At 76.1% G+C, this 6,303-nt stretch carries 4 protein-coding genes; 2 read left to right on the top strand and 2 right to left on the bottom strand.

What is annotated here, in order from left to right; genetic code table 11:
- The coding region (locus LQ51_RS06785; protein WP_156312994.1) for an outer membrane protein assembly factor BamB family protein at nt 1-1,936 on the top strand (1,936 nt) is incomplete at its 5' end.
- 34 nt (nt 1,937-1,970) lie between these two features.
- Here LQ51_RS06785 and LQ51_RS06780 read toward each other — a convergent pair.
- Both LQ51_RS06780 and LQ51_RS06775 read right to left on the bottom strand, forming a co-directional pair.
- A complete protein-coding gene (locus tag LQ51_RS06780) occupies nt 1,971-3,857 on the bottom strand; it encodes a propionyl-CoA synthetase (RefSeq protein ID WP_046563816.1) in 1,887 nt (628 codons plus the stop codon).
- A gap of 308 nt (nt 3,858-4,165) precedes the next feature.
- Nucleotides 4,166-4,702: a hypothetical protein gene (locus tag LQ51_RS06775; protein WP_046563815.1), complete on the bottom strand. Its 537-nt coding sequence runs from the start codon at nt 4,700-4,702 to the stop codon at nt 4,166-4,168.
- Nucleotides 4,703-4,800: 98 nt separating this feature from the next.
- Here LQ51_RS06775 and LQ51_RS06770 point away from each other — a divergent pair, with 98 nt between their 5' ends.
- The gene (locus tag LQ51_RS06770) at nt 4,801-6,021 is read left to right on the top strand and encodes a GNAT family N-acetyltransferase (RefSeq protein WP_046563817.1); all 1,221 of its coding nucleotides are present in this window, start codon (nt 4,801-4,803) and stop codon (nt 6,019-6,021) included.
- The last annotated feature ends 282 nt before the right edge of the window (nt 6,022-6,303 follow it).

Raw genomic sequence — 6,303 nt, 5'->3', positions numbered from 1 at the left:
CCCGCCCGGCGCCGCCCCCGCCCCACCGACCGTGCCGGCCGGTGACCGGCCGGGTGCGGCCGGGGTGCCGCCCACCCTGGCGGAGCAGGGCGCAGGGCCCGCGCGGCCGGACCCCGCCACGTCACCGCTGGCGGAACCGGCCGGCACGCTGCCCGGCCTCGGCCCCGACGGCACGCTGCCCGCTGCCGGCCCCGACGGCACGCTGGCCGCCGCCGGCCCCGCGACGCCCGTCTCCCCGGCCGCCGCCGACGGCACCACGGTCGCCGCCCAGCCACCGCGCCCGGCGACCGCCGGAGACGCGCCCCGCCCGGCGTTCGCCGTCGGACCGAACGGCACCCGGCTGGCCGCACCCCACGGGACGCCGGTCAGCGCCGGCCCGCCGGTCGACGCCGGCCCGGCGGGCACCAGCCCGGCCCCGCACTTCCCCGCCCCGGCCGCGCCGGCAGCCACCCGGCCGCAGCCCGGCATACCTGGGGACGGGACGCCCGCGCCCGGGATCCCGCACCAGCCGGGCGGCTGGCCGGGCTGGCCCGGCGTACCCGGGAACGGGACGCCCGGGCCGGCGGCCGCACCGGCCGGCGGCGGCCGGCGACGGCGCGCGCTGTGGATCGCGCTCGGCGCGGTGGCCGCCCTGGCCGGGGTGGTCACCGCGACCGTGCTCTACCTGACCCGGGACCGCCATCCCGAGCTGACCTTCCAGGCCTTCGGCAAGGGCACCCGGATCGCGGGCGCCACCGAACGGCCGATCGACATGTTCACCGCCCTCGCGGGCGGTCGGGCCTACCTGGCCTATCCGCGGGAGGACAAGCGGCTGGTGGTGGTCGCCGTCGAGGCGGGCACGGGCACGGAGCTGTGGCGCCGGGAGAGCGGCATCACGGCCGACCGGTGGGCCGGCCTGGTCGCGCTGCCCGGCGCGGTCGCGCTGCTCGCCGAGGCCACCGGCGGCAGCACCGGCCGCCAGCTCGAAGTGCTCGACGGCGGCACCGGCCAACCCCGGTGGCGGCACACCCTGGGCCGCGACGACGAGATGTTCGTCGGCGAGGACGTGGTGGCGTTCAGCGACCACGAGCGGAAACGGCTCGTCGGGCGGAAGCTGGGCAACGGCGACGAGAAGTGGTCGCTGAACGACCTGACCGACCAGTACGGCAACACGCGCGACAGCGTGCACCCGGTGACCACCGCCGAGACGGTGTCCGGCCCCGGCTACGGCGACGGTTCGCCGCGCGACCCCGAGCAGGGCCCGGTCGGGCAGCTCGTGCAGGTCAGCGCGGACAAGTCGGTCCGGCTGATCGAACTCGGCTCCGGCCAGGAGATCCGCCGCTGGAAGGCGGTGGCCGAGCCGGACGACCTGGTCGTCGCCCACGAGGACCGGCTCTACGTGGCCGGCGACGACGGGCGGCTGCTCGCGTACGACCTGGGGCGGCAGGCACAGCCGAGCGTCCTGTACCGGGCGGAGGACGACGACCGGCGGGCCAAGGCACTGGTGCCCTGCGGGGAGCACCGGGCCTGCCTGCTGGAGGTGACCGGCTCCGACGACAAGACCGCGCAGGTGGTGGCCGCCGGGGAGGGTCAGGGCGTCAAGCGGTGGCCGGCGCCGGGGATGACCCAGCTGGTGCCGGTCGGCGAGCGGGTGCTGGCGCGGCGGAGCTACCCGGAACCGGCCGTGACGCTCTTCGCCGCCGACGGCAAGCGGATCCTCGACGACGAGGAGGGCGTGGCCGTCCGGGTCGACGCCGGCAACCTGCTGCTCTTCGCCGACGCGCTGGGCAGCGGGGTGGACGACCGCGGCGTGGCCGGGGTGGGCGCCGGGTCGGGCAAGCGGGTGCCGCTGGGCGAGCTGCGGGACGTGCGGGGCGACTCCTGCTCGTGGAACACCGAGCTGATCGCCTGCGGGGCCGAGCAGGACTTCGTGCTCCACCGTTTCGTCAAGGAGTAGCTGTCCCGAACCGGCGGCGGGAAGCTCCCGGACGTCACGGAGTAGCTTCCGCACCGAGGTCGCGGAAGACGGTCAGCGCCGCCGGGTCGTCGATGGTCGGCGGCACCGGCTCGTCCCGCCCCTCGACCAGCCCGCGCATGGTCCGGCGGAGGATCTTGCCGGAGCGGGTCTTGGGCAGCGCCGGCACCACGGTGACCCGGCGGAACGCCGCCACCGGCCCGATCCGCTGCCGCACCAGGGCGACCAGCTCACCGGCGAGCGCGTCCCGGTCCACCTCGGCACCGGCCTTGAGCACCACGTACCCGCTGGGCACCTGGCCCTTGAGCGGGTCCGCGACCCCGATCACCGCGCACTCGGCCACCGCGGGGTGGGCGGCCAGCACCTCCTCCATGGCGCCGGTGGAGAGCCGGTGCCCGGCCACGTTGATCACGTCGTCGGTGCGACCCATCACGTACAGGTAGCCGTCCTCGTCGAACCGGCCGCCGTCACCGGTCAGGTAGTGGCCGGGGAAGGTGGCCAGGTAGGAGCGGAGGAAGCGCTCGTCGTCGCCCCAGAGGGTGGGCAGGCAGCCGGGCGGCAGCGGCAACCGGATGACGATCGAGCCGTCGGTGCCCGGCGGCACCTCCCGGCCACCGCCGTCGACCACCCGGATGTCGTACCCGGGGACGGGCACCGACGGGGAGCCGGGCTTGATCGGCAGCGGTTCCAGGCCGCGCGGGTTGGCCGCCACCGGCCAGCCGGTCTCGGTCTGCCACCAGTTGTCCACCACCGGTACGCCGAGCCGCTGCCCGGCCCACTCCCAGGTGTCCGGGTCGAGCCGCTCGCCGGCCAGGAAGAGGGTACGCAGGCTGCTCAGGTCGTGCCCGGCCAGCAGCGCACCGTCCGGGTCCTGGCGGCGGATGGCCCGGATCGCGGTGGGCGCGGTGAACAGGGCGGCCACCCGGTGCTGGGCGACGACCCGCCAGAACGCCCCGGCGTCCGGGGTGCCCACCGGCTTGCCCTCGTAGAGCACCGTCGTCGCCCCGGTGAGCAGCGGCGCGTAGACGATGTAGGAGTGGCCGACCACCCAGCCCACATCGGAGGCGGCCCAGAAGACCTCGCCCGGCGAGATGTCGAACACGTTGCGCATGGACCAGCGCAACGCCACCGCGTGCCCGCCATTGTCCCGCACCACACCCTTCGGGCGGCCGGTGGTGCCGGAGGTGTAGAGGATGTAGAGCGGGTCGGTGGCCGCCACCGGCACGCACTCCACCGGCTCGGCGTCCGCCATCGCCTCGTCCCAGGTCAGGTCGCGGCCGGGCAGCAGCGGAGCGGGCTCCTGGGGGCGCTGCACGATCACGCAGTGCGCCGGGACGTGGGTCGCCTCGTCCAGCGCGGCGGCGAGGATCGGGTGGTAGGGCACCACGCGGTCCACCTCGATACCGCAGGAGGTCGCGACGACCACCGTCGGCCGGGCGTCGTCGATCCGGACGGCGAGTTCGTGGGCGGCGAAGCCGCCGAAGACCACCGAGTGGATCGCGCCGATCCGGGCGCAGGCCAGCATGGCGATCACCGCCTCCGGCACCATGGCCAGATAGAGCAGCACCCGGTCGCCCCGGCCCACGCCGAGCCGGCGCAGCGCCCCGGCGAACCGGGCGGTCTCGGCCAGCAGTTCGGCGTAGCTGAGGGTACGGACCGTGCCCGTCACCGGGCTGTCGTGGATCAGCGCCGGCTGGTCGCCCCGGCCGGCGGCCACGTGCCGGTCCAGCGCGTTGTGGCAGGTGTTCAACACACCGTCGGGGAACCACCGGTACAGCGGCGCGGCACCGCCGTCGAGGATCCGCTCGGGTGCCCGGTGCCAGTCGAGGTCCGCCGCCGCGTCCCGCCAGAAGCCCTCCGGGTCGGCGAGGCTCCGCTCGTACGCTGATCGATATGCGCCCATGCCCCCATGCTGGTCGGATGGGCGCGCCGACACGACGGCCGGCCGGGATCGGTGCGCCGGAAGCACGCGTCGGCTCGGTGAGCGGCCACCCGGGCCGGTGGGCGGCCCCGTTTTCGCCCGACCTGCCGGGGGTACGGCTGGCCCATGGAGACGAAACCGACCCCGGCTCAGCCCACCGGGCGACGGATGAAGCGGGCCGCGCCGGGTAATGCGAGCGCCGTCCTGGTGGAGTGACGACCGGCGTCGCGGCGTACCGCGACCGGGTCGCGGGCGGGCGGCGACGCGCCGATCCGCCCGCGGCCAGGCGGTCAGTTGCCGGTGACCCAGTTCCAGGCGCTGACCACCCACTCGGTCTGCTGGAGGTAGGCGACCCCCACCCCGGCCAGGAAGAGTGCGGTCAGCAGGTGGGCACCCCGGGCGCTGCGCCGGACCCGGCCGAGCTGCCGCTCCCAGACGATCCGGCCGACCAGCCGGGCCAGCGCGAAGAGGCCGACCGCCGTGAGCAGGCTGAGCACGAAGGTGACCACCGGGGTGGTCAGGTTGCCCCGGCCGGAGATCGCCCAGATGCCCCAGCAGACGAAGGCGAACAGGGCTCCGGCGGCGCTCCACTCCCCGCCCCGGCGTAGCTGCGCCAGGTGCCAGCTCATCGGGCGGCGTGCGGCCGGCTCCCCCGACCAGCCGGTCGGGTCGACGGCGGGGAACTGCTCGGTCCGGGGCGTACGCCGCGCGCCCACCTGGGCGACGCCGCGCTGGAACCCGTCCCGCTGCGGTGGCACCACGCCCACACCGGGCTGCGGCGGCACCTCGACGGTGCGCTCGGCCCACGGTTGTGTCTGGTCCGCCATCTCGTGTCCTCCCCCTCGACCGACGTGGCCTCCGTTCCGAGGGTAGCGAGCCGGCAAATCGGTCGCCGAACCCGCACCTGATGGGCTACACACGGCCGATGACGGACGTGACGGTGCCCCGGGCCGAGGACTTCGACGAGATCAGCGCGCTGCTGTACCTGGCCTTCCACGACGACCCCGACCCCGAGCTGATGGGGATCGAGCGCGGCGTGTTCGAGCCCGAGCGCGCCCTGCTGGTGCGCGACGGTGGGCGCGCGGTGGCGCACGCCAGCGCGTACACCCGGGAGCTGCAGGTGCCCGGCGCGAGCCTGCCGGCGGCCCACGTGACGATGGTCGCGGTGCTGCCCACCCACCGCCGGCGCGGGCTGCTCACCACCCTGATGCGCCGGCAGCTACGCGAGATCCGGGACGCCGGCCGGGAGCCGGTGGCGGTGCTCTGGGCCAGCGAAGGCCGGATCTACCCCCGGTTCGGTTACGGGCTCGCCGCGCAGCGCTACCACCTCCAGTGCGACACCGTCGAGCTGCGGCTGCCGGAACCGGCCGCCGCCGGGGGCACGCTCCGGCTGGACCGCCCGGCCGGTCACCAGGCCGATCTGGCCCGGCTGTACGACCGGGTGCGCGCCGACCGGCCCGGCTGGTCCAGCCGCGACGAGCGCTGGTGGGCGTACGTGCTCGCCGACGTGAAGACCCGGCGCGACGGCGCGACCGAGCGCCGGGTGCTGCTGCACGACGGCGGGGACGGCGTCGACGGGTACGCCCTCTACCGGACCCGGGAGGCGTGGGAGCGGGGCGGGCCACGCGGCGAGGTCCGGGTCGACGAGGTGGTGGCCGCGACGCCGGACGCGTACCAGGCGTTGTGGCGGATGCTGCTCTCGATCGACCTGACCCGGCGGCTGTCGTTCCGGACCGCCGCCGTGGACGAGCCACTGTTCTGGCTGCTGAACGAGCCGCGAGCCCTGGGCGCCCAGCTCTCCGACGCCCTCTGGGTACGGCTGGTCGACCTGCCCGCCGCGCTGGCCGCCCGCCGGTACGCCACCGACGTCGACGTGGTGATCGAGGTGACCGACGACCTGCTGCCGGAGAACACCGGCCGCTGGCGGCTGGTCGGTGGCCCGGACGGCGCGGAGTGCGTCGCCAGCACCGCCCCGGCCGCGCTGGCCGCCGACGTCCGGGCCCTGGGCGAGCTCTACCTGGGCGGCACCGGCCTCGGCGCGCTCGCCGCCGGCGGCCGGCTACGTGAACTGGTCCCCGGCACCGTCGCCACCGCCGCCCCCGCCTTCACCTGGCACCGCGCCCCCTCCCCCAGGGAGGTCTTCTGACCCCGCCCTCCCCTTCCCCCCGGTCTCCCCGTCGATCAGGGGGTGGTGGCGGTGCAGGTAAGCCGCGAAGTCGGCAGCTACCACTCCATGATCGGCGCAGGCTCGGGCGGGGCGGGGGCGGTACGGTCGGGGGGTGGGTGATGCGGAGCGGCGGCGACGGCGGTTGCGGCACCAGGGCGAGTCCGACGCGCCGGACGGTGCGGCGCACACCGCGAGCACGCCCCCGGTGTACGACGACGCCCCCCGACCGAGGCCGGGCGCCAGACGCGCCGAGCCGGACTC

This window comes from Micromonospora sp. HK10 (assembly GCF_000982955.1).
Classification (GTDB): Bacteria; Actinomycetota; Actinomycetes; order Mycobacteriales; family Micromonosporaceae; genus Micromonospora.
The sequence above is the reverse complement of the archived record's forward strand: the minus strand, read 5'-3'. Positions and strand labels throughout refer to the sequence as shown.

Bases quoted from the DNA above. Each gene is read 5' to 3' on its own strand.
- LQ51_RS06780 (WP_046563816.1), bottom strand. From the start codon at position 3,857: ATGGGCGCATATCGATCAGCGTACGAGCGGAGCCTCGCCGACCCGGAG.
- LQ51_RS06775 (WP_046563815.1), bottom strand. From the start codon at position 4,702: ATGGCGGACCAGACACAACCGTGGGCCGAGCGCACCGTCGAGGTGCCG.
- LQ51_RS06770 (WP_046563817.1), top strand. From the start codon at position 4,801: ATGACGGACGTGACGGTGCCCCGGGCCGAGGACTTCGACGAGATCAGC.